Origin of the sequence: Actinomadura montaniterrae (assembly GCF_008923365.1) — a bacterium.
GTDB classification, from domain to species: domain Bacteria; phylum Actinomycetota; class Actinomycetes; order Streptosporangiales; family Streptosporangiaceae; genus Spirillospora; species Spirillospora montaniterrae.
This window is the reverse complement of record NZ_WBMR01000010.1, coordinates 75,391-97,327: the sequence shown is the minus strand read 5'-3', so window position 1 is coordinate 97,327 and position 21,937 is coordinate 75,391. Positions and strand designations below refer to the sequence as shown.

The window sequence follows — 21,937 nt, the reverse complement described above, 5'->3', positions numbered from 1 at the left end:
CGCTCGACTTGCATGTGTTAAGCACGCCGCCAGCGTTCGTCCTGAGCCAGGATCAAACTCTCCATCAAGGTCCAAACGACCACCCCAGGGGGCGAACCCCGAAGCAGCCAAACCTCAGAAGAAAATCTCAGCAACGCAATCCTCAACGAGGATCGCTTTGCCTCAAAGAAATCCCCACCACCCCCGAAAACAGGGATGGCCACGGGGCGACCCGACCGAAACCGGCCGAGTCGATAAAGGCACTGGCTTTTAACACGCTGTTGAGTTCTCAAGAAACGGACACCCACCGCGCCGGACCCGCTTCCGCGAGCCCCGCTCCGGGGCAACCCTATTAACTTACCAGGTTCTTCTTCGGTGTCAAGCCGATCGGCGAAGATCTTTTCGACGTCGAGGAAGTTCCCGGTTCTCCGCGCGTCACGACCGCGGACAGCCCGAAGGTCTGTCGTGATCGTTCATCGGGAGGTGCCCTCCGGGCCGGCCACCTTGCGGCGTCCTGCATCCCGTCTCGGGCTGACCCAGTCATCGTACATCAGCGCGGGCGGCGCCCGAGCCGTTTTCCGAGTCCTGGTTCCCCGGGGCCGTCCGCCTCTCGGCGTCCCGCATCCCTCGGGGCGAGAGAGACATTAGGACCCGCCCACGGGACCGTCAAATCGGGGCGCTCCGGTCCCGCCCCGCACCCGCGTCCGGGCAGCACCGCGGGGCCCGTTGACCTCCCTTTTCACACCCTTAGTGGACCGGGTCACAGTGCGGTACCGTTCGCAGTCCCGAGTCGCTCGCCCGCCGGTGTTCCGGTGAGGCGGCGGCCGGTCCCCGGTTCGGCCGGTCCCCGATGCCGGCCGAGGTGAGGAGGAACGCCCGTGAGTGTCCCCGCAACGGTCCGCGCGTCGGCGGAGCGCCTGGTGGTCGCCGCGACGATGGGACCGACGGTCCATGACGTGCACGCCTGGCGATTCAAGGTCGTCGCGGGCCTCATCGAGCTGCACGCCGATCCGGACCGGTTCAGGCGGCTGCGCGATCCCGCGGGCCGGGCCCTGCACCTCGCGAGCGGGGCCGCGCTGGTGAACCTGCGGCTGACCGCCGCCCAGCTCGGGCACGAGGCCGTGGTCCGGCTGCTGCCCGACGCGGGACGCCCGGCGCTCCTCGCCACCGTCCGCCTCGCGGGACGGCACCGGGTGACGCGGGAGGAGCGGCTGCTCTGCGCGGCGACGCTGCGCCCGTTGTCCGCCACGGCCCACCCATCGGGTGAGCGTCCCTCCGCGCACGTCCTCAACGAACTCCGTGAAGCGGCACGGCTGGAGGGGGCCGCACTTCACCCTCTCCCCACGGCTGCGGACGGGGCCGTGCAACGCGCCGTCCTGACCACCACGGGAGACGGCCGTACCGAGTGGCTTCGCGCCGGGCAGGCGCTCCAGCGGGTGCTGCTCAGCGGCACCGCCCGTTCGGTGTCGGCCTCGTTCACCTTCGAGGCGGCGGACGTCCCCAGCGTGCGGGAAGTGACCACGCCCGGTGAGATCCCGCAGGCGTTGCTCGAACTCGCTCAGCAGGCCCCTGTGCGCCCTCGTGGCCGGCTATTCGAGCCGGCGGTAGACCGACAGCACGAAGGAAAGCGGAACTGGCAGCGGATCCGGTAGCGGCCTGAGCCGTTCCCATAGGCGTTCCGCCGGCACGTGGTGCGCGCTCGGTCCCATCCCCACGAGCGTGGCGGCCTCCTCATGGGTGAGGACGGCCTCGCCCTCGATCTGCTGCCGCGAATCGAACTTGAAGTAGCCGGACAGGGCGGCGTCCATGCGCTCGGTCTTGCGCTCGTCGATCGACAGCAGCCCGAGCGACTCCACCAGCGTGCCGAGGTGCCGGGGCGACGGCGTCACCGTGAAGAGCAGCCCGTCAGGGCTCAGGACGCGGTGGAACTCGGCGGCGTTGCGCGGAGCGAAAACGTTCACGACCGTCGCCGCGGCGCCGTCGCGCACCGGAAGGGGGCGCCACAGGTCCGCGACCACCGCGCCGGCGCGTGGATGCGCCTTCGCGGCTCGGCGGGCGGCGTGCTTGGAGATGTCCAGGGCGAGGCCCGCCGCGTCCGGTGCCCGGTCCAGGACGCGGGCGAGGTAATGGCCGGTGCCGGCACCGGCGTCCAGGACCAGGCAGCGTCCGTTCACGGAACGGGCGACGCTCGCGGCGAGGCGTGCGGCGAGCGCGTCGAAATGGCCGGCACCGAGGAACCCGGCGCGGGCGCGCACCATTTCGGGCGTGTCCGCCGTGCCGGGCCGCGCGTTGCCGGGCAGCAGGTTCGCGTAGCCCTGCCGCGCGATGTCGAACGTGTGCCCGGACGGGCAGAGCAGGCCCCGCTCCGCCAACGCCAGATCCCCTCCGCAGACGGGGCACACCAGGTACGGGACGACATCGGCGAGCATCCGTCCATCATCGTCCATCGGCGGGCCGCGGCGGGCGGCGCGGGCCGCATCTTTGCCATCCTGCCGCGCCCGTGACGACTGGGCGTCCCTTGCCCGCAACCCCGGCGTCGGCCGGTCCCGCGCACCCGGGCGGCGGGGCGTTCCGGAGGATCAGGTCTCGGCGCGGCGGCGGACGTCCTCCATGTCCAGGGCCCGGACCTGCTCGATCACGTTCTCCAGCACGGACTCGGGCAGCGCGCCCGGCTCCGCGAAGACGATCACTCCGTCGCGGATGGCCATCAGCGTGGGGATCGAGGCGATCCCGAAACGCTCGGACAGCTCCGGCTGGGCCTCGGTGTCGACCTTGCCGAAAACGATGTCGGCGTGCTTGCCCGCGGACTTCTCGAAGACGGGCGCGAACCGCTTGCACGGGCCGCACCACTCCGCCCAGAAGTCGACCAGCACGATGCCGTCGCCTTGGGCCACCTCGTCGAAGTTCTCGGCGGTGAGTGTGACGGTCGCCATGTCGGTTTCTCCTCTGCCGGGGTATCAGGACGGTAGAGCGGCTGCCAGCCTCGCAGTATTCCCCACCCGGGAATCACAGGACGGTAATTAGCGTTGACCTCATAGGGAGATCGCACCGGAGAAGGGTCAGGATGGCTGCAACCCGTACCAAGGGCGACAGGGTCGACGTCACCGACAAGGATCTTGTCGGAGCGTACCTCGACCGGATCGGCCGTACTCCCCTGCTCGACGCGCAGGAGGAGGTCGATCTGGCCAAGGCGATCGAAGGGGGCCTGTACGCCGAACAGCTGCTCGAGGAGGGACGCACGCCCGCGGGCGCGTCCCGCGAGGAGCTGGAGGACCTGGTCGCGGCGGGGCTGCGCGCCAAGCAGCGTTTCGTCGAGGCCAACCTGCGGCTGGTCGTCTCGATCGCCCGGAAGTACCCGACCGACTCGTTGCCCCTCATAGACCTCATTCAGGAGGGGAACCTGGGGCTGATGCGCGCGGTGGAGAAGTTCGACTACCGGCGCGGCTTCAAGTTCTCCACGTACGCGACGTGGTGGATCAGGCAGGCGATCGGGCGCGGGCTCAGCCACACGGCCCGCACGATCCGGCTGCCCGTCCACGTGGAGGAGGAGCTTTCCCGGCTGCGGCGCGCCGAGCGGCAGCTCGGCCGCGAACTCGGCCGCGAACCGACCCGCGAGGAGCTCGCCGGGTCGCTGGGCGCGGAACCGGAGCACGTCGACGAGCTGCTGCGCTGGCGGCGCGACCCGGCGAGCCTGGACGCGACCGTCGACGACGCCGGCGAGACGCCGATGGGCGACCTGCTGGAGGACCCGGAGGCGGTGACGCCCGAGGCGGAGATCCTGGCGCTGGACGACCTGGAGGGCCTCGGCCGGCTGCTGGACCGGCTGCCCGAGCGGGAGTCGGCGATCCTGCGGGCCCGGTTCGGGATGGACAACGGCCAGCCGCTGTCCTACGCGCAGATCGGCGCCCGGTACGGCCTGAGCCACAACCGAGTGCGGCAGATCACCGACCGCTCGCTGCGGCGGCTGCGGCAGCTGGCGACCGAGACCGACCTGAGCGGGCGCCGTGCCCTGGCGGGCGCGCCGCACGCGCCGCACGCGGCGGAGGAGCGCGTGCGGGCCGGCGCGGGGAGCCGCGCGGCCTGAAGCGTTTCCGGTTGGAAAACCGAACATCGTGCGTGATCCGCCGGCCGGGCGGCCTCCGTGGCCGTCCGGCCGGCGTTCTGCCGGGCGCCGGTGACGGCCCGCACCGTCCCCGTGGGGGACGAAGCACCGCAGAACGACCGGCGGGCCCGGACGGGGCATCAAGCGCGCGCGACGCCCTATAGCCTTTCCGCGTGAGTACTTCCAGCGTCTCGGGGGCGCTCGACGCCTGGCGCGACCTCCCCGCACTGCAGCAGCCCGACTGGGACGACGCGGCCGAGGTCCGCGCCGTCGCCGCCGAACTCGCCGCGCAGCCGCCACTCGTCTTCGCCGGCGAGTGCGACCAGCTCAAGGCCCGGCTCGCGGACGTCGCGCGCGGCGAGGCGTTCGTCCTGCAGGGCGGCGACTGCGCCGAGACGTTCGAGGGATCGAACGCCGACGCGGTCAAGAACAAGCTCAAGACGCTGCTGCAGATGGCGGTGGTGCTCACCTATGCCGCCAGCGTGCCGGTGGTGAAGATCGGCCGGATGGCGGGGCAGTTCGCCAAGCCGCGCTCGAAGCCGTCGGAGGTGCGCGGCGGCGTGGAGCTGCCCGCCTACCGGGGCGACGCGGTGAACGGCTTCGCGTTCGACGCCGCGTCCCGCCGCAACGACCCGCACCGGCTGCTGCGCGCCTACCACTGCTCGGCGGTGACGCTGAACCTGTGCCGGGCGTTCACCAAGGGCGGCTACGCCGACCTGCGGCAGGTGCACGCCTGGAACCAGGACTTCGTGGCGACGAGCCCGTCCGGCCGCCGGTACGAGCAGCTCGCCGGGGAGATCGACCGGGCGCTGACGTTCATGAAGGCGTGCGGGGTGAGCCCGGACGAGTTCCACAGCGTGGAGTTCTACTCCAGCCACGAGGCGCTGCTGCTGGAGTACGAGCGGGCGCTGACCCGCATCGACCACCTCAGCGGCCTGCCCTACGACGTCTCGGGGCACTTCCTGTGGATCGGTGAGCGGACCCGGCAGCTGGACGGGGCGCACGTGGAGTTCCTGCGGCACATCCGCAACCCGATCGGGGTGAAGCTCGGGCCGACGACCACCGCCGACGACGCGCTGGCGCTGATCGACCGGCTGAACCCGGAGCGGGAGCCGGGCCGGCTGACGTTCATCACCCGGATGGGCGCGGGCCGGATCCGGGACGCGCTGCCGCCGCTGATCGAGAAGGTGCACCAGAGCGGCGCCCCGGTCGCGTGGATCTGCGACCCGATGCACGGCAACACCTACGAGGCGCCGAGCGGGCACAAGACGCGGCGGCTGGACGACGTCCTCGACGAGGTCGCCGGGTTCTTCGAGGTGCACCGGGCGCTCGGCACGCACCCGGGCGGCATCCACATCGAGTTCACCGGCGACGACGTGACCGAGTGCACCGGCGGCGGTCACGGGCTGGCGGAGGACGATCTCCACCAGCGGTACGAGACGGCCTGCGACCCGCGGCTCAACCGCGGCCAGTCGCTGGACCTGGCGTTCATGGTCGCGGAGCTGTACCGCAAGTCGTCCTGACGAGACGCCGGACACGGCGCGCCCCGCCTCCGCGTGCGGGCGCGCCGTTCCCGTCTCCGGGCACGGCCGGCGGGCGGTGCGGCGAACGCGTTCGGGATCGGCGGGGACGCCGGGTCAGATGCTGACCTCGGCCCAGACGACCTTGCCGCCGGTGACCGGGTCGGCGCCCCACGAGGTGGCGAACCGGTCGACGATGAACAGGCCGCGGTGCGACTCGTCGAGGGGGCCGGGAACGGTCAGCCGGGGCAGCTGCGCGGCGCGGTCGCGGACCTCGACGCGGACGCGCCCGGTGCCGCGCAGCAGGCGCAGCTCCAGCGCCGTCCCCGCGTGCCGGACGGCGTTGGCGACCAGCTCGGCGACGATCGCGGTGACGAGCTCCTCGCGCTCCATCAGCGCCCAGGTGCGCATGGTGCGGGCGGCGAGGCGGCGCGCGTACTCGACGGCCTCCGTCTGGGGCGCCGCGCGCAGCGTGGTCTCCGTCATGGGGTCGGTCACTCCGCCCGCTCGCCGTTCCGCATCGTGTGCCGTCCCGTCCCGTCCGGCCGCCGTGCGGGCGACCGCGTGTCAGCGTCCATCGGCGGGCGCCTCCTCCGCCGGCCCCTCGATCAGGAACCGGTCGAGGCCGGTGGTGCGCAGCACGTTCTCGACCCGGCCGTAGGCGCCGGTGACGGTCAGCGTGGCGTTCTGCGCCCGCGCGTGCTTGTAGGCGCGGACGAGGACGTTGAGGCCGGAGGAGTCGCAGAAGTCGACGGCGGTGAGGTCGACCACGACGACGCGCTCACCGGCGTCCACGAGCTCCGCAAGCCGGGCCCGCAGCTCGTCGGAGGAGTGCAGATCGATGGAGCCGCGCGCGGCGATCGTCGCGCGGCCTTCCTGTCGTGTCGTGTGCAAGGCAAGCCCCACGCCACCCCACCTTACCGATTGTTGGTCTCCATCATGACGCCCGCAGAACGATGAGGGCAACGTCGTCGTTCGAGGGTTCGGGGCCGAAGTCGCGCACCGCGCGCTGGATGCGGGCGGCGACGGCCCCGGCGCTCAGCCCGGTGCAGCCGGCCAGCAGCCGCTCCAGCCCGTGGCCGTCGCCGAGCAGCCGGTTGCCCGAGCGCCGCTCGGTGACGCCGTCGGTCACGCACAGCAGGACCTCGCCGCGCCGCAGCTCGAGGGTGTCGGTGTGGAACTCCACGCCGTCGAACACGCCGAGCAGCGGCTGGGGCGTGGCGGCCTCGCGGACGCCGCCCTCCGGGTCGAGCACCAGCGGGGGCGGGTGCCCGGCGCTGGTCAGCCTGATCGTGACGCCGTCGCGGCGGCGGCGCGCCGCGATCTCGCCGTGCAGCAGGGTGAGCAGCCGGCCGCGCTCGCCCTCGCCGAGGATCAGCCGGTTGAGGCGGGCGAGCACGCCCGGCACCGACATGTCCTCGGCGGCCAGGATGCGCAGCGCGTGCCGGGCCAGGCCGGTGACGGCGGCGGCCTCCGGCCCGGTGCCGCACACGTCGCCGATCGCGAAGCGCCAGCGGGACGCGGACCGCGGGGCGCCGGGCCGGACGCCGGACTCGAAGACGTCGTAGAAGTCGCCGCCGACCTCGCTGCCCTCCCCCGCCGGCTCGTAGACGACCGCGACCTCCAGGCCGGGGATCTCCGGGATGCCGGGCGGGAGCAGGCTGCGCTGCAGCGCGCTGCTCATGGCGGTCTGGGCGGAGAACAGGCGGGCGTTGTCGACGGCGAGGGCGGCGCGGCGGCTGAGCTCCTCGGCCAGCTCGATGGCGCTGCGCTGGAACCGGTCGCCGGCGGGGCGGCCGATGACGATGCTGCCGATGCGGCGGCCCCGGGCGATCAGCGGGAACGCGTAGACCTGGTCGTCGGCGGTGTCGCCGGCGGCGGCGCGGGTCTCCTCCGGGGCGCCGGCGAGGCCGTTCCACGGGCCGGGGGCGTCCATCGGCGGGGCGGAGCGGGCCTGGTCGAGCAGGTCGCGCAGGCCGTCGGCGCGGGTCTCGTCGGCGTGCCAGACGTAGGCGAGCCGCGCCGGCTCGGCCTCGGTGACGGTGTAGACGGCGCACCAGGTGGCGAGGCGGGGCACGACGAGCTGGGCGACCAGCGCCATCGTCCGCTCCTGGTCGAGGGTGCCGGCGAGCAGGTCGCTGGCCTCGGCGACGAAGCTGAGCCAGCCGCGCCAGGACCGTTCCAGCTCCCCGACCCTGGCCTTCTCCAGGGACAGCGAGATCTCGTCGGCGAGGCGGCCGAGGCGGGCGCCGTCGGCCTCCTCGAACCGGCCGGGGGCCGAGGTCACGGCGACGAGCAGGCCCGTGAGGCGGCCCTGCGACTCCAGGGGCGCGGCGGCCAGCGAGCCCGCCCGCAGGGCGGCGGCGGCCGGATCGGAGGCGTCGGGGGCCACCCAGGGCGACCCGGCGCGGACGGCGGGGGCGAGGCCGCCCACCGTGAGGCCGCCGAGCGGCATCTCCGCGGCGGTGCCGCCGGACGCGCCCATGATCAGGCGGCCGTCGCGCTCGGTGAGCAGGACGGCGGCGCCGTCGGCGCCGAGGACCTCGCGGACGGCCGCGACGGCGTCGTCCATGGCCTCCACCGCGGCCGGGGAGCGCAGCAGCCGGTCGCCGGCGGCGGGCGTCTCGCCCATGCCGTCGGCGTCGAGGCGCTCGCCGCCGAGCCGGTCGTCGCGGGGCTGGGCGCCGGGGACGGCGCCCTCCGGCCCGCTCTCGGCGGCGGTGTCCAGGTCGGCGAAGCCGCGGGCGGCGCGCTCCGCGCGGGCGCGGCCGTGGGCCGGTTCCGCCTCGGCGGCCTCGTCGGCGGACGAGCCCGGCTGCGTCCCGTCCTCGTCGGCGCCGGGACGGGGAAGCCGGAACCACACGCCCTTGGTGCGGCGGTCGTAGGAGACGCCCCACGAGGCGGCCAGGCGGGCGATCGACGGCAGCCCGCGGCCGCTGGAGGCGGTGACGCCCGGCATCTCGATCCCGCGGGTGGGGTGGCGGTCGCGGACCTCGATCTCGATGTCGCCGCCCTCCAGGCGGCAGGACACCTCGAAGGACGTGCCCGCGTAGGCGACCGCGTTGGTGGCCAGCTCGCTGGTGGCGAGCACCGCGTCGTCGGCGGCCTCCTCCATGCCCCAGTCGGCGAGCACCTTCCGGACGAAGCGGCGCGCGTCCGCCACCGCCGCGGCGGCGGACGGGAAGGTCGCCGACGCCGTCTGCCGATCCAACTGCCGTCCCTCGTTCGAAGCCTGATTACCCGGGCCTGGCCATCGTGGCAGACCGTGCGGCCCCAGGGCCACGAGAGTGCCGAACCGGGGCCGCGCAATGCCTCTGACCTCGGTGTGCGCCCCTCCGCCACAACACGACAGACCGTAACACGAAGACTACGGGCCCCGATCCACGACCTATGCCGCGTGTCACCCGTGAGCGAGCGATTCGGGTCCCGGAACGGGCGGCAACGTAGAGTACAGATGCGGCCGGGAGGCGGTCCGGACAGACCGGCCCGCCGCGTCGGGCACCCCGGCGACCGCGGGCCAGGAGGATGAAGAACATGCCGCGTACAGCGTCCCGTGCCCGCCCCGCGGGCGGGTCTCGCGACACCACTCCGCGTTACAGCGACGCCGATCTGGCGCCGCTGCTGAAGGCGCTGACCGCCGTCCGGGACGGCCGGACGGGCGCCGAGCTGGACGTGCCCGGCGAGGGCGCCGTGGCGGAGGCCGCGGCGATCCTGGACGAGATCCGGCAGAACGGCCACGAGGTCGCGTCGGGGCTGGCCCGGGTGCGGCGCGAGATCGGCCGCGAGGGGCAGCTGCGCGGGCGGCTGACGCCGGGGACCCTGCGCGGGTCGTGGGCGTCGGCCGTGGAGGACTCGAACGCGATCATCGACAAGCTGACCGACCTGGCCACCGGGATGCACCGGGTGGTGGAGGCGGTGGCGGCCGGCGACCTGAGCCAGCGGGTGGAGCTGCGGGTGCGCGGCCGGCCCATGCGCGGCGAGCTGCTGCGGATGGCCAAGTCGGTGAACGGCATGGTCGAGCTGCTGGACCAGTTCACCTGGGAGGTCACGCAGTTCGCCCGGGAGGTCGGCACGGAGGGCCGGCTCGGCGGCCAGGCCCCGTCGCGCGGCATGACGGGCCGGTGGCGGGACGTGACGGCGTCGGTGAACGTGATGGCGGCGCGGCTGACGTCGCAGGTCCGCGACATCGCGGAGGTCACGACGGCGGTGGCGCAGGGCGACCTGACCCGCAAGGTCACGGTCGAGGCGACCGGTGAGCTTCAGGAGCTGAAGCTGACCGTGAACCAGATGGTGGACCAGCTGTCGGCGTTCGCCGACGAGGTCACCCGTGTGGCCCGCGAGGTCGGCACCGAGGGCCGCCTCGGCGGGCAGGCGAACGTGCGGGGCGTCAGCGGCGTCTGGAAGAACCTGACCGACAACGTCAACGCGATGGCGAACAACCTGACGTACCAGGTGCGCAACATCGCGCAGGTCACCACGGCCGTCGCCGAGGGCGACCTCGGCAAGAAGATCACCGTCGACGCGCAAGGCGAGATCCTCGAACTCAAGGACACCGTCAACACGATGGTCGACACCCTCTCGGCCTTCGCCGACGAGGTCACCCGCGTCGCCCGCGAAGTCGGCACCGAAGGACGCCTCGGCGGCCAGGCCAACGTGCCCGGCGCGGGCGGCGTGTGGCGCGACTTGACCAACAACGTCAACGGCATGGCGTCCAACCTGACCTACCAGGTCCGCAACATCGCGCAGGTCACCACCGCGGTCGCCGAGGGCGACCTCGGCAAGAAGATCACCGTCGACGCGCAAGGCGAGATCCTCGAACTCAAGGACACCGTCAACACGATGGTCGACACCCTCTCGGCCTTCGCCGACGAGGTCACCCGCGTCGCCCGCGAAGTCGGCACCGAAGGGCGCCTGGGCGGCCAGGCGAACGTGCAGGGCGTCAGCGGGGTCTGGAAGAACCTGACCGACAACGTCAACTCGATGGCGAACAACCTGACGGTGCAGGTCCGCGGGATCGCGCAGGTCACCACGGCGGTCGCGCAGGGCGACCTGACCCGCAAGATCGAGGTGGACGCGCAGGGCGAGATCCTGCAGCTCAAGGACACCCTGAACACGATGGTCGACACGCTGTCGGCGTTCGCGGACGAGGTCAGCCGCGTCGCCCGCGAGGTCGGCACGGAGGGCCGCCTCGGCGGCCAGGCGCACGTGCCCGGCGCGGGCGGCATGTGGAAGGACCTGACCGACAACGTCAACGGCATGGCGTCCAACCTGACCTACCAGGTCCGCAACATCGCGCAGGTCGCGACGGCGGTCGCGCACGGCGACCTGACCCGCCGCATCGACGTCGACGCGCAGGGCGAGATCCTGGAGCTGAAGACGACGCTGAACACGATGGTGGACACGCTGTCGTCGTTCGCGTCCGAGGTGACCCGCGTCGCCCGCGAGGTCGGCAGCGAGGGCCGGCTCGGCGGGCAGGCCGAGGTCGAGGGCGTCTCCGGCACCTGGAAGCGGCTGACCGAGAGCGTCAACGAGCTGGCCCGCAACCTCACCACGCAGGTCCGCGCGATCGGCGCGGTGGCCAGCGCGGTCGCCACCGGCGACCTGACCCGGACGATCACCGTGGAGGCGCGCGGCGAGGTCGCGGAGCTGTCCGACAACGTCAACCTGATGGTCGCCACCCTGCGCGAGACGACCCGCGCGAACGAGGAGCAGGACTGGCTGAAGACCAACCTGGCCCGGATCGGCGGGCTCATGCAGGGGCACCGGGACCTGATGCAGGTCGCCGAGCTGATCATGCGGGAGCTGACGCCGACGGCGAGCGCCCAGTACGGCGCGTTCTACCTGGCCGAGGGCGGCGAGGAGACCGAGCTGGTGCTGATCGCCGGGTACGGGACGCGGCGCAGCCGGATCGGGACCGTCCGGTTCGCGCTCGGCGAGGGGCTCGTCGGGCAGGCCGCGCAGGAGCGCCGGCCGCTGCTGATCAACGACGCGCCCGCCGACTACGTCCGGATCGGGTCGGGGCTGGGCGAGTCGTCGCCGGTGAACATCATCGTGCTGCCGATCGTGTTCGAGGACGAGGTGCTCGGCGCGATCGAGCTGGCCTCGTTCGGCCGGTTCACGGACGTCCACCTGGCGTTCTTCAGCCAGCTGATCGAGACGATCGGGGTGACGCTGAACGCGATCCGCGCCAACACCCGGACCGAGGCGCTGCTCGGCGAGTCGCAGCGGCTCGCGCAGGAGCTGCAGGAGCGCTCCGACGAGCTGCAGCGCCAGCAGGGCGAGCTGCGGCACTCCAACACCGAGCTGGAGGAGAAGGCGGCGCTGCTGGCCCAGCAGAACCGCGCGATCGAGATCCAGAACTTCCAGATCGAGCAGGCGCGGCGGACGCTGGAGGAGCGCGCCGAGCAGCTGGCGATCTCCTCGCGGTACAAGTCGGAGTTCCTGGCGAACATGTCGCACGAGCTGCGGACGCCGCTGAACAGCCTGCTGGTGCTGGCGAAGCTGCTGTCGGAGAACCAGGGCGGCAACCTCACCGACAAGCAGGTGGAGTTCGCGCGGACGATCCACGAGTCCGGCACCGACCTGCTGGAGCTGATCAACGACATCCTGGACCTGGCCAAGGTGGAGGCCGGGAAGATGGAGGCGCACCCGCAGCGGCTGTCGGTGCCGGCGCTGGTGGACTACGTGGACGCCACGTTCCGGCCGCTGTCGGTGGACAAGGGCCTGCACTTCGGGGTGGAGGTCGCGCCGGACGTCCCGCCGACGCTGAACACCGACGAGCAGCGGCTGCAGCAGGTGCTGCGGAACCTGCTGTCGAACGCGGTGAAGTTCACCGCGGAGGGCGAGGTCCGGCTGGTGATCGAGCGGGCCGGGGACATCGACTTCACGCTGCCTGCGCTGTGGAACACCCCGGACGTCATCGCGTTCCGGGTGATCGACACCGGCATCGGGGTGAGCGCCGACAAGCTGCAGGAGATCTTCGAGCCGTTCCAGCAGGCCGACGGGACGACCAGCCGCCGCTACGGCGGCACCGGGCTGGGCCTGTCGATCAGCCGGAACATCGCGCGGCTGCTGGGCGGGGAGATCCAGGCGGAGAGCCAGCCGGGCCGCGGCAGCGTGTTCACGCTGTACCTGCCGGCCCAGTACAGCGAGACCGAGGGGCGGCGGCGGTCCGCGGCGGCCGAGGAGGCGGACGGCCCGGCGGAGGCCGTGCCCGCGCTGCCGGCGGGCGCTTCCGCGGACGGCGGCGCCGCGCGCGCGGCGTCCGGCCGGGAGAACGGGCTGCCGGCCGACCAGCGGCCCCCGTCCGAGGGCCAGGGCCGGCCCGAGCCCGCGCTGAACGGGATGCTGGCGGAGCCGCCCGCGGACTTCGTCGACACGGTGCTGTCGGGCCGCAAGGTGCTGATCGTCGACGACGACGTCCGCAACGTGTTCGCGCTGACGTCCGTCCTGGAGGGCTACGGGATGGAGGTCCTGTACGCCGAGGACGGGCAGGCGGGGATCGACCTGCTGCACCGCAACCCGGACGTGGCGATCGTGCTGATGGACGTGATGATGCCCGGCCTGGACGGCTACGCGACGACGGCGGCGATCCGGCAGATGCCGCAGTTCGCCGAGCTGCCCATCATCGTGATCACCGCGAAGGTGATGAAGGGGGACCGCGAGAAGAGCCTCGAATCGGGCGCGTCGGACTACGTGCCGAAGCCCGTCGACGTGGATCATCTCCTTGACGTCATGAGGAACTGGCTGCAACCCTCCATCGTCCGCTGAGGAGAGGAGTCGCCTGGCAGGTAGGGTCGCCGTGGGCATGGGCGTGGCTTCGCGGCGGGAGGCCGGACCGGAATCGGAGAGACGACGCGTGGACGACAAGGCGAAGATCCTGCTCGTGGACGACCGCGAGGAGAACCTGATCGCGCTGGAGGCCATCCTCAGTTCGCTCGATCAGGACCTGGTCCGGGCGCGGTCCGGCGAGGAGGCGCTGAAGGCGCTGCTCACCGACGAGTACGCGGTCATCCTGCTGGACGTCGTCATGCCGGGGATGGACGGGTTCGAGACGGCGCGCGACATCAAGCGCCGCAAGAAGACCCGCGACCTGCCGATCATCTTCCTGACGGCGGTGAACAGCGATCCCGACTACGCGTTCCGCGGGTACGCGGCGGGCGCGGTCGACTTCATCTCCAAGCCGTTCGACCCGTGGGTGCTGCGCGCGAAGGTGTCGGTGTTCGTGGAGCTGCACACCAAGAACAAGCAGCTGCGCGACCAGACGGCGCTGCTGCGGGAGCAGGCCGCGCTGCTGCGCGAGCAGTCGACGCTGCTGAAGGCGCGGGACGCCGGGCGCTCCGATGACGCGGCGGAGGCCCCGCGGTCCGACGACCCGCAGGTCGCCGAGCATCTGGCGGCGGTGTCCGAACAGGCCGAGACCGTCGGGAAGCATCTGCCGCCGGCGCTGCGCGGCGAGTACGACGAGCTGGAGCGGCGCCTGACGGCGCTGCGCGAGGCGCTGCGGCCCGGCGGCTGAGCCGCCGCCCCGGCTCCGGGGTGATCGACTGGCCGTGTCCGGTCAGTGACGCTTTGCGCCCTGCCGCGCCGGGGATGGTCCCGCCGGGAGGTGGGCCGTGGACGTCGCGGGGCTGTTCCTCGCGGGCGCCGGGGCGGGCCTGCTGGCGGGCGGCACCACGTGCGCGGCGACGCAGTTCGGCCTGCTGACGGGCGCGGTGGGCGGTGCGGCGGGCGCCGGTTCCGGTCAGGCGGGGACGCGTCCGGTCCGGCAGGTGTCGGTGTTCCTGGCGGCGAAGCTGGCCTCGCATGCGGCGCTGGGCGCGCTGCTCGGGCTGGTGGGCGGCGCGGTGCAGCCGGGGCCTCGCGTCCGCGGGACCCTGCTGGCGGCGGCCGCCGCGGTGCTGGCGCTGTTCGCCCTCGATCTGCTGGGTTTCCGGCCGGTGCGCCGCCTGCTGAGACGGGACGGAGCGTCCTCGTCCGAGTCCGAGCCGGGCGACGGCGGGGAGGGCTGCCATCCGCCCCGAGCCGGACGGTCCGGGCGGCCCGTGCTGCTGGGCGCGGCGACGGTGCTGGTGCCGTGCGGGCTGACGCTGTCGGCGGAGCTGCTGGCCGTCACGTCGCGTTCCGCGGTCGGCGGCGCGGTGGTGATGGCCGCGTTCGTGCTCGGGACGGCGCCACTGTTCGGGCTCATCGGCGTCACCGTCGGGCGGACGATGGCGCTGCTGCGGGGGCGGCTGACCGCGCTGCTCGCCGTGGCGCTGCTCGCGGTGTCCGGCTGGACGCTGCTGTCGGGGCTGCGACTCGGCGGCTGGCTCCCGTCCGGCGGCGGGGCGACCGCCGCGGCCGACTCGGCCCGGTTCGTCCGGACGGACGCGTCCGGCACCCAGGTCGTGACGATCTGGGCGCTGAACCAGGGCTACCGGCCCGCGCTGCTCACTGCGCGGGCCCGTGTCCACACCGTCCTCGTCCTGCGGACTCGGCACACCTCAGGGCACATGCGGGTGTTCACCATCCCGAGCCGCGACAAGGACGTGTACCTGCCCGCGACGGGCGAGACCCGCGTCGACCTGGGCGCCCCGGGGCCGGGCCGGATGCCGTTCATGTGCGCGTCCGGCCACTTCCCCGGGGCCGTCACGTTCCGGTAGCCCCGCGCCGGGTCAGGAGGACGCGGCGAGCTTCGCGCGGGCGGCGGCGATGCGGGCGAGGGTCCGCTCCCGGCCGAGGATCTCCAGGGACTCGAACAGCGGCAGGCCCACGGTGCGGCCGGTGACGGCGACGCGGACGGGCGCCTGCGTCTTACCGAGCTTGAGACCGCGCTCGGTGCCGATGGCCTCCAGCCGGTCCTTCAGCTCGGCGGCGTTCCACGGCGCGTCCTGGTAGGCGGCCTCGGCGGCGGCGAGGATGTCCGCGGCGGGCTCCTTCATCGCCTTGTTCCAGGACTGCTCGTCCTCCGGCGGCTCGTCCAGGAACGCGAAGTCGATCATCTGGACGATCTCCGACAGCAGCGCGACGCGGGTCTGCGCGAGCGGCGCCAGCTCGGCGAACACCGCGACGTCCACGTCGAACGGCGCCTCCTGCAGGAACGGCAGGCACTCGGCGATGAACTTCTGCTCCGGCAGCGCCCGGATGTACTCGCCGTTGATCGCGCGCAGCTTCTTGACGTCGAAGAACGCCGGCGAGGAGTTGACGTCCTCGATGCGGAACTCGTCGACGATCACGTCCCACGGGACGATCTCGCGGTCGCCCGACGGCGCCCAGCCGAGCAGCATCAGGTAGTTGCGCATCGCCTCGGCGAGGTAGCCCTCGGCCCGGTAGTCCTCCAGCGCGACCTTGTCGCGGCGCTTGGACAGCTTCTGCCGCTTCTCGTTGACGATCACCGGGACGTGCGCCCAGACGGGCGGCTCGCCGCCGAGCGCCTCCCACAGCAGCTGCTGCTTGGGCGCGTTCGACAGGTGCTCCTCGCCGCGCACGACGTGGGTGATGCCCTGGCTCATGTCGTCGACGGCGTTGGCCAGCAGGAACGTGACCGACCCGTCGGCGCGGGCGATGACGAAGTCCTCCAGGACGGCGTTCTCGAAGACGGGCTTGCCGCGCAGCAGGTCGACGACGGTGGTCTGGCCCTCGTCGGGGGTGCGGAACCGCAGGGCGCGCCCGGGGCCGGCCTCCAGGCCGCGGTCGCGGCAGAACCCGTCGTAGCCCTTGTGCTGGTCGCCGGTGCGGGCGATCACGGCCTCGCGGGTGCAGTCGCAGTAGTAGGCGCGGCCCTGCTCCCGCAGCGTCCGGGCGGCCTCGACGTGCTTGTCGGCGTTGGCGGACTGGAAGTAGGGGCCCTCGTACTGCTCGCCGTCCATACCGAGCCAGGCCAGGGCGCGGATGATGCCCTCGGTCCACTCGGGGCTGTTGCGGGAGGCGTCGGTGTCCTCGATCCGCAGTACGAGCGTGCCGCCCGACTGGGCCGCCATCACCCAGTTGAACAGCGCGGAGCGGGCGCCGCCGACGTGGAACATGCCGGTCGGCGACGGCGCGAAACGTACCCGGATCGAAGAACTCGTTGACATGCCCTCAAGGGTAGAGCGCGCGGGCCCCCGCTCGCGCCCGGACACCGGCGCGGCGCGCCGCCCGCCCCGCGGCGCCGGACGCCCGTCAGGGCTTCCAGTACGGGTCGCGGCCGGCGAGCCCGAGGACGCGGTCGAGCAGCGGCGCGTCCTCCGGGACCGCGACCTCGGGGCCGAACGCGCCGTACTTGCGGCTGATCTCCGCGGTGGGGACGAGCTGCTCCCAGGCGGCCTCGACGACCTCGGGCGGGAAGGCGGGCTCGCGGCCGGTGGCGACGGCGAGGTCCCAGCCGTGCACGACGCACTCGCCGAAGACGATCCCGGCGATGAACGCCGCGGGCATGCCCTCCTTGTTGCCGGTGAGGCTGGTGTTGCCGTCCCAGGCGGCGGGTTCGCTCCAGGCGTCGGCGGTCCTGCGGGCCTGCTCCTCGAACCGCTCGGCCCAGTCGGGCTCGGCGGTGAAGTCGTGGTCCTCGCCCGGCCCGGTCACGGGCTCCCTGCGGGCGGCGGTCTCGCCCCGCGCGTTCCACAGGATCAGGTGGTTGACCAGCGCGCGCACGTCCCAGTCCGGGCACGGCGTCGGCGCGTCCAGGCGGTCCTGCGGCACCTCCAGGACGATCCGCGCCGCGGCGTCCGCGGCGGGCCGCATCTGCCTCCGGATGTCCATGACGACTCCTTCGCTCATCCGTTCGAACATGTCTCCACGCTAGGCCGGGCCGCCGCGGGGGGTCTTGAAGAAACGCGACACCGCTAGCCTGGCCTGATGGGCCGATCCCTACCCGGCGGGACGCGCGGAATCCTGCACGCGCGGACGGGCCTGGAGCGCTTCCAGGTCCGGCGGGTGGCCCCGGCGCCCGCCCTCTCGGCGTTCGTGGAGTCCTTCTGGGTGCTGCGCTGGGACCTGCGGGGGCGGCCGCCGCACCGGCAGCGGGTGCTGACCCGGCCGTCGGTGCACGTGACCTTCACCAGCTACCTGACGAGCGGCGCGACGCGGGCGCGGATCGTCGGGGTGGTGCGCGACGACTTCGTGGAGGAGATCGCGGACGAGGGCCGCGTGATCGGCGCGGCGTTCCGCCCGGGCGGGTTCCGGCCGTTCCTGGACGGCCCCGTGTCCGCGCTGACCGGCCGGTTCGCGGCCGTGGACGAGGTGTTCGGCGAGCCGGGCCTCGCCCTGGCCGCGGAGATCTTCGGTACGTCCGGCGACGCGGAGGCCGTCGCGCGGCTGGAGGCGTTCCTCACCGGCCTGCGGCCGGAGCCCGACCCGTCGGCCGAGCGGGCCGCCGCGATCGTCGGGCGGATCGCGGGACGTCCGGGCGTCGTCCGCGTCGCGGAGCTGGCCCGGGACGAGGGCGTGAGCCCGCGCAGCCTGCAGCGGCTGTTCCACGAGTACGTCGGGATCGGCCCGAAATGGGTGATCCGCAGGTTCCGGATGATGGAGGCGGCCGAGCGGGCCGCGGCGGGCACGCAGGTCGACTGGGCGGGGCTGGCCGCCGAGCTGGGCTACGCCGACCAGGCCCACTTCATCCGCGACTTCACCGCCGCCGTCGGCACCTCCCCCGCCCGGTACGCGCGCGAGGAGGGACTGGCAGGATCGGGACATGACGGACCCCCTCCCGGCCCCCGGCCCCCTCGATGACCTGACGGCCTTCCACCGGCTCGCCGCGGAGCGGCTGGCCGGGTTCGAGCACACCACCGTCCCGGACGCGCCGGGCCTGCGCCGCGCCGGGGTCGTGCTGTGCGCGGTCGAGGACGGCGGCGTCCCGTCGGTGATCCTGATCAAGCGGGCGTACCGGGGCCGCAACGCCGGGCAGTGGGGCCTGCCGGGCGGCCGGCTGGAGGACGGCGAGACCGCCGAGGAGGCCGCGCTGCGGGAGATGCACGAGGAGATCGGCCTGGCCGCGGGCCCGGGCGACGTGGTCGGCCGGCTGGACGACTTCCCCGCCGCGTCCGGTTTCGCGATCACGCCGATCGTGGTCGTGCTCGAGAATCCCGGGCCGCTCGCGCCGAACCCGGACGAGGTCCATTCCGTCCATTACACGAGCCTGCGCAAGCTGACCGACGACGACACCCCGAGGTGGGTGCCGCTCCCGGACGGCGGCAGCCTGCTGCAGATGTGGCTCGCGCCGGACTGGCGGGTGCACGCCCCGACCGGCGCCATGCTGTGGCAGTTCCGCGAGGTGGTGCTGCTCGGGCGCCAGGCCAGGGTCGCGGACTTCGCCCAGCCCGACTGGACCCGCAACTAGCGGGCCCGGCCGGGCCCGGGGGCTAGAACGTGCCGCCGTCGATGACGATGCGCTGCCCGGTCAGGTAGGACGCGCCGTCCGACACCAGGAACCGGACGACGTCGGCGACCTCCTCGGGAGTGCAGACGTGCCCGTAGGGGGACGCGGCGTCCACCTGCCGGATGTCGTCGACCCCCATCGTGGCGCGCACCAGCCGCCGCCCCATGTCGGTGTCCACGACGCCCGGCGCGACCACGTTGACGTGCATGCCGTTGGCGCGCTCCTCCTTCGACAGCACCTGTGCCAGTGCCTCCTGGGCCGCCTTGCCCATGGCGTAGGGCCCCGAGTTGGCGTGCATCAGGTCGGTGACCACGCTGGACACGAACACGATGTCGCTGCGTTCGGCGCGCCGCATCAACGGGATCAGCGCCTGGCTGAGGTGGTGCGGGCCGAAGGCGTGCACGCGCAGCACCCGCTCCAGCTCGGCGGGGTCGGTGTCGGCGACGCTGTTGCCGCGGCTGGCGATCCCGGCGCTGTGCACGAGGATGTCCAGCCCGCCGAGCTCCTCCTCGACCGCGGCGGCGAGCGCCCGGCAGGCGTCGAGGTCGTCGACGGACGCCTGGAAGGCGTGGCCGCGCGACCCGGCGGCCTCAATGTCGGCGACGGTCTTGCGGGCGGCCTCCTCGTCGCGCCGGTAGGCGATCGCGACGCGGGCGCCGCCGGCGGCGAGGGCCAGCGCGATGGCGCGGCCGATCCCCCGGCCGCCGCCGGTGACCAGGGCCGTACGGCCGGCGAGAGAACTCATGGGCACTCCTTCGTCAGGTCGCGGAACGCGGAGCACCATCCTGCCCCGCGCGGGTCCGCGCCCGTAAGCGGCCCCTGACAAGAGCCGGCCCGCCGGTCGTGCGCCGGCGATGTGGCGTCCGGCGGTTCGATCAGTCGGCCAGGGCGCGCAGCCATGCCGCGCCGCGCTCCAGATCGTCGTCGGTGAGGCCCAGCAGCGGGTCCACGGCGACGAGGAGGTGGTCGGCGACGCCCTCCTCGGCGGCGATGCACTCCGTCGCGTCGGGCTCGTCCTCGAACCACACGAACGGCCTCCGCTCGGCCCACGCCGCGACGTGCCGGGCCTTCCACGCGCCGAGGGTGCGCCCCTCCTCGATGCCCGGGAACCGCGGGATCGGGACGAACGGCAGCCGGGGCAGCCCGACCCGGGGCGAGATCCACTCGTTGGCGTTGTCGCACCAGTAGCTCGCCCAGGCCAGCTCGGCGCCGGCGGCCTCGGCCAGCTCGAGCAGCGCCGGCCCGTGCGCGGCGTTCAGCCAGAGGCGGAAGGTGACGCCGTTGGGCGAGCAGCGATGCCGGCGGTAGCCCCGGTGCGGCCTTTCGAACGGATTGAGAACCCCGTCTACGTCCAGCAGCACCAGCGGCGACCCCATACCCGAGAACCTACGGCATGGCGCACGGAAGTTACATCAAGGTCATTTTGGGCAGCGTTTTGACAGTTTCGGTTCCATGACCGAAACTGCACCGGGCCATCGAGGCGACACCCCGTGGAAAGGCGGTAACGAGGCGTGAGCGAGCAGGATTTGAGGACGGCACCGGCCGCGGCGTCGCACGTCGACGCGGGCGACGCCGGCTACCGCAAGTCCCTCAAGACCCGCCACGTCAACATGATCGCGATCGGCGGGGCGATCGGCACCGGGCTGTTCCTCGGCGCCGGCGGACGGCTGGCCAGCGCCGGACCGTCCCTGGCCATCGCCTACGCGGTCTGCGGGTTCTTCTCGTTCATGGTGGTGCGGGCGCTCGGCGAGCTGGTCCTGCACCGCCCGTCGTCGGGGTCCTTCGTCTCCTACTCGCGCGAGTTCATGGGCGAGAAGGGCGCGTTCGTCGCGGGCTGGATGCACTTCCTGAACTGGTCCACGACCGGCATCGTCGACATCACGGCGATCGCGCTCTACATCCACTACTGGAAGGCGTTCACGAGCGTCCCGCAATGGGTGCTCGCGCTGATCGCGCTCGCGGTCGTCGTCACCATCAACCTCATCTCGGTGCGCATCTTCGGCGAGCTGGAGTTCTGGTTCTCCATCGTCAAGGTGGGCGCTCTCGTCGCGTTCATGTGCATCGGCATCGTGCTGGTCGTCACCGGCCACAAGGTCGGTGCGCAGGACGCCGGACCGCTGACGATCTTCGACCACGGCGGCGTCTTCCCCAAGGGCGTGCTGCCGATGCTCGTGGTCGTGCAGGGCGTCGTGTTCGCCTACGCCTCCACGGAGCTGGTCGGCGTCGCCGCCGGGGAGACCGAGAATCCCGAGAAGGTCATGCCGAAGGCGATCAACTCGATCGTCTGGCGGATCCTGGTGTTCTACGTGGGGTCGGTGCTGCTGCTCACGATGCTTCTCCCGTGGAGCGCCTACAAGGACGGCGAGAGCCCCTTCGTCACCGTGCTGTCCAAGCTCGGCGTGCCCGCCGCCGGCGGCGTGATGAACCTCATCGTGCTCACCGCGGCGCTGTCCAGCCTGAACTCCGGGCTGTACTCCACCGGCCGGATCCTGCGCTCGCTCGGCGCCTCCGGGTCGGCGCCCCGGTTCACCATGGCGATGAGCCGGTCGCAGGTGCCCTACGGCGGCATCCTGATGACCACGGCGATCTGCGTGCTCGGCGTCGGGCTGAACGCGTGGGTCCCCAAGGACGCCTTCGAGATCGTGCTGAACTTCGCGGCGATCGGCATCCTCGGCACCTGGGCGATGATCATGATCTCGCACCTGCTGTTCGTGCGGCGGACCCGCACCGGCGCGCTGTCCCGGCCGTCCTACCGGCTGCCGGGCTCGCCGGTCACCGAGATCGTCACGCTGGCGTTCCTCGCCGCGGTCGTCGTGCTGATGTGGTTCGACTACGACGGCGAGGGCCACAAGACCGTGCTGGCCGTCCCGGTGATCATCGCCGCGCTGGTGGCCGGCTGGTTCTGCGCGCGGGGCCGCGTCGCGTCGATCGCGGCGGCCCGGACGGCGGACCCGGTCGAAGAATGACCGAGCCCTGACCCGCCGGGACCGGTTCGGCCCC

Annotated in this window: 18 protein-coding genes and 1 rRNA gene; 9 read left to right on the top strand and 10 right to left on the bottom strand. The window is 72.8% G+C overall.

Annotation, left to right across the window (positions count from 1 at the left end; all coding sequences use genetic code 11):
* Window positions 1-68, bottom strand: a 16S ribosomal RNA gene (locus tag F9B16_RS06180); the annotation flags it as partial.
* 789 nt (window positions 69-857) lie between these two features.
* Here F9B16_RS06180 and F9B16_RS06175 point away from each other — a divergent pair.
* Complete coding sequence (locus F9B16_RS06175; RefSeq protein ID WP_225991405.1) at window positions 858-1,631, top strand: nitroreductase family protein; 774 nt, start codon at window positions 858-860, stop codon at window positions 1,629-1,631.
* Here the strand turns inward: F9B16_RS06175 and F9B16_RS06170 are convergent.
* Window positions 1,569-2,408, bottom strand: coding sequence for a putative RNA methyltransferase (locus F9B16_RS06170; protein ID WP_151538899.1), 840 nt, complete (start codon window positions 2,406-2,408; stop codon window positions 1,569-1,571). The genes F9B16_RS06175 and F9B16_RS06170 overlap by 63 nt on opposite strands.
* Before the next feature lie 150 nt (window positions 2,409-2,558).
* The gene (gene trxA / locus F9B16_RS06165; protein ID WP_151538897.1) at window positions 2,559-2,912 is read right to left on the bottom strand and encodes a thioredoxin; all 354 of its coding nucleotides are present in this window, start codon (window positions 2,910-2,912) and stop codon (window positions 2,559-2,561) included.
* A 131-nt stretch (window positions 2,913-3,043) separates the two neighbouring features.
* On the opposite strand from trxA, the gene F9B16_RS06160 reads away from it, so the two are divergent.
* Both F9B16_RS06160 and F9B16_RS06155 read left to right on the top strand, forming a co-directional pair.
* Complete coding sequence (locus F9B16_RS06160; RefSeq protein ID WP_151538895.1) at window positions 3,044-4,063, top strand: sigma-70 family RNA polymerase sigma factor; 1,020 nt, start codon at window positions 3,044-3,046, stop codon at window positions 4,061-4,063.
* Window positions 4,064-4,254: 191 nt separating this feature from the next.
* On the top strand, window positions 4,255-5,604 hold the full coding sequence (locus F9B16_RS06155) for a class II 3-deoxy-7-phosphoheptulonate synthase (protein WP_151538893.1): 1,350 nt from the start codon (window positions 4,255-4,257) through the stop codon (window positions 5,602-5,604).
* A gap of 114 nt (window positions 5,605-5,718) precedes the next feature.
* Here F9B16_RS06155 and F9B16_RS06150 read toward each other — a convergent pair whose 3' ends face one another.
* The 3 genes from F9B16_RS06150 to F9B16_RS06140 form a co-directional block, all read right to left on the bottom strand.
* Window positions 5,719-6,087, bottom strand: coding sequence for an ATP-binding protein (locus tag F9B16_RS06150; RefSeq protein WP_067469847.1), 369 nt, complete (start codon window positions 6,085-6,087; stop codon window positions 5,719-5,721).
* An 81-nt stretch (window positions 6,088-6,168) separates the two neighbouring features.
* Window positions 6,169-6,507: an STAS domain-containing protein gene (locus tag F9B16_RS06145; protein WP_151538891.1), complete on the bottom strand. Its 339-nt coding sequence runs from the start codon at window positions 6,505-6,507 to the stop codon at window positions 6,169-6,171.
* Window positions 6,508-6,538: 31 nt separating this feature from the next.
* Complete coding sequence (locus tag F9B16_RS06140) at window positions 6,539-8,812, bottom strand: SpoIIE family protein phosphatase (RefSeq protein ID WP_151538889.1); 2,274 nt, start codon at window positions 8,810-8,812, stop codon at window positions 6,539-6,541.
* Between the two features lie 323 nt (window positions 8,813-9,135).
* Between F9B16_RS06140 and F9B16_RS06135 the strand changes: the two genes are divergently transcribed.
* The 3 genes from F9B16_RS06135 to F9B16_RS06125 all read left to right on the top strand — a co-directional run bounded on the left by F9B16_RS06135 (window position 9,136) and on the right by F9B16_RS06125 (window position 15,245).
* Window positions 9,136-13,371 carry a HAMP domain-containing protein gene (locus F9B16_RS06135; RefSeq protein WP_225991404.1) on the top strand — a complete coding sequence of 1,412 codons (4,236 nt, stop codon included), beginning with the start codon at window positions 9,136-9,138 and terminating at the stop codon, window positions 13,369-13,371.
* 88 nt (window positions 13,372-13,459) lie between these two features.
* Window positions 13,460-14,119: a response regulator gene (locus tag F9B16_RS06130; protein ID WP_151538886.1), complete on the top strand. Its 660-nt coding sequence runs from the start codon at window positions 13,460-13,462 to the stop codon at window positions 14,117-14,119.
* 97 nt (window positions 14,120-14,216) lie between these two features.
* Window positions 14,217-15,245 (top strand): urease accessory protein UreH domain-containing protein, encoded by a 1,029-nt coding sequence (locus tag F9B16_RS06125; protein WP_151538884.1) that lies wholly within the window; start codon window positions 14,217-14,219, stop codon window positions 15,243-15,245.
* Between the two features lie 12 nt (window positions 15,246-15,257).
* Here F9B16_RS06125 and gltX read toward each other — a convergent pair whose 3' ends face one another.
* Both gltX and F9B16_RS06115 read right to left on the bottom strand, forming a co-directional pair.
* Entirely contained in the window at window positions 15,258-16,658 is a 1,401-nt protein-coding gene (gene gltX, locus F9B16_RS06120; RefSeq protein WP_151538882.1) for a glutamate--tRNA ligase, read from the bottom strand.
* Window positions 16,659-16,743: 85 nt separating this feature from the next.
* On the bottom strand, window positions 16,744-17,322 hold the full coding sequence (locus F9B16_RS06115) for a TIGR03086 family metal-binding protein (RefSeq protein WP_151538880.1): 579 nt from the start codon (window positions 17,320-17,322) through the stop codon (window positions 16,744-16,746).
* A 96-nt stretch (window positions 17,323-17,418) separates the two neighbouring features.
* Here F9B16_RS06115 and F9B16_RS06110 point away from each other — a divergent pair, with 96 nt between their 5' ends.
* The gene (locus F9B16_RS06110) at window positions 17,419-18,291 is read left to right on the top strand and encodes a helix-turn-helix domain-containing protein (protein ID WP_151538878.1); all 873 of its coding nucleotides are present in this window, start codon (window positions 17,419-17,421) and stop codon (window positions 18,289-18,291) included.
* A complete protein-coding gene (locus F9B16_RS06105) occupies window positions 18,254-18,898 on the top strand; it encodes an NUDIX hydrolase (RefSeq protein ID WP_151538876.1) in 645 nt (214 codons plus the stop codon). The genes F9B16_RS06110 and F9B16_RS06105 overlap by 38 nt, the downstream gene beginning before the upstream one ends.
* 22 nt (window positions 18,899-18,920) lie before the next feature.
* Here F9B16_RS06105 and F9B16_RS06100 read toward each other — a convergent pair whose 3' ends face one another.
* Window positions 18,921-19,682: an SDR family NAD(P)-dependent oxidoreductase gene (locus tag F9B16_RS06100; RefSeq protein WP_151538875.1), complete on the bottom strand. Its 762-nt coding sequence runs from the start codon at window positions 19,680-19,682 to the stop codon at window positions 18,921-18,923.
* Between the two features lie 130 nt (window positions 19,683-19,812).
* Window positions 19,813-20,313, bottom strand: coding sequence for an HAD domain-containing protein (locus F9B16_RS06095; RefSeq protein WP_151538873.1), 501 nt, complete (start codon window positions 20,311-20,313; stop codon window positions 19,813-19,815).
* 135 nt (window positions 20,314-20,448) lie between these two features.
* Here F9B16_RS06095 and F9B16_RS06090 point away from each other — a divergent pair, with 135 nt between their 5' ends.
* Window positions 20,449-21,903: an amino acid permease gene (locus F9B16_RS06090; RefSeq protein WP_151538871.1), complete on the top strand. Its 1,455-nt coding sequence runs from the start codon at window positions 20,449-20,451 to the stop codon at window positions 21,901-21,903.
* The last annotated feature ends 34 nt before the right edge of the window (window positions 21,904-21,937 follow it).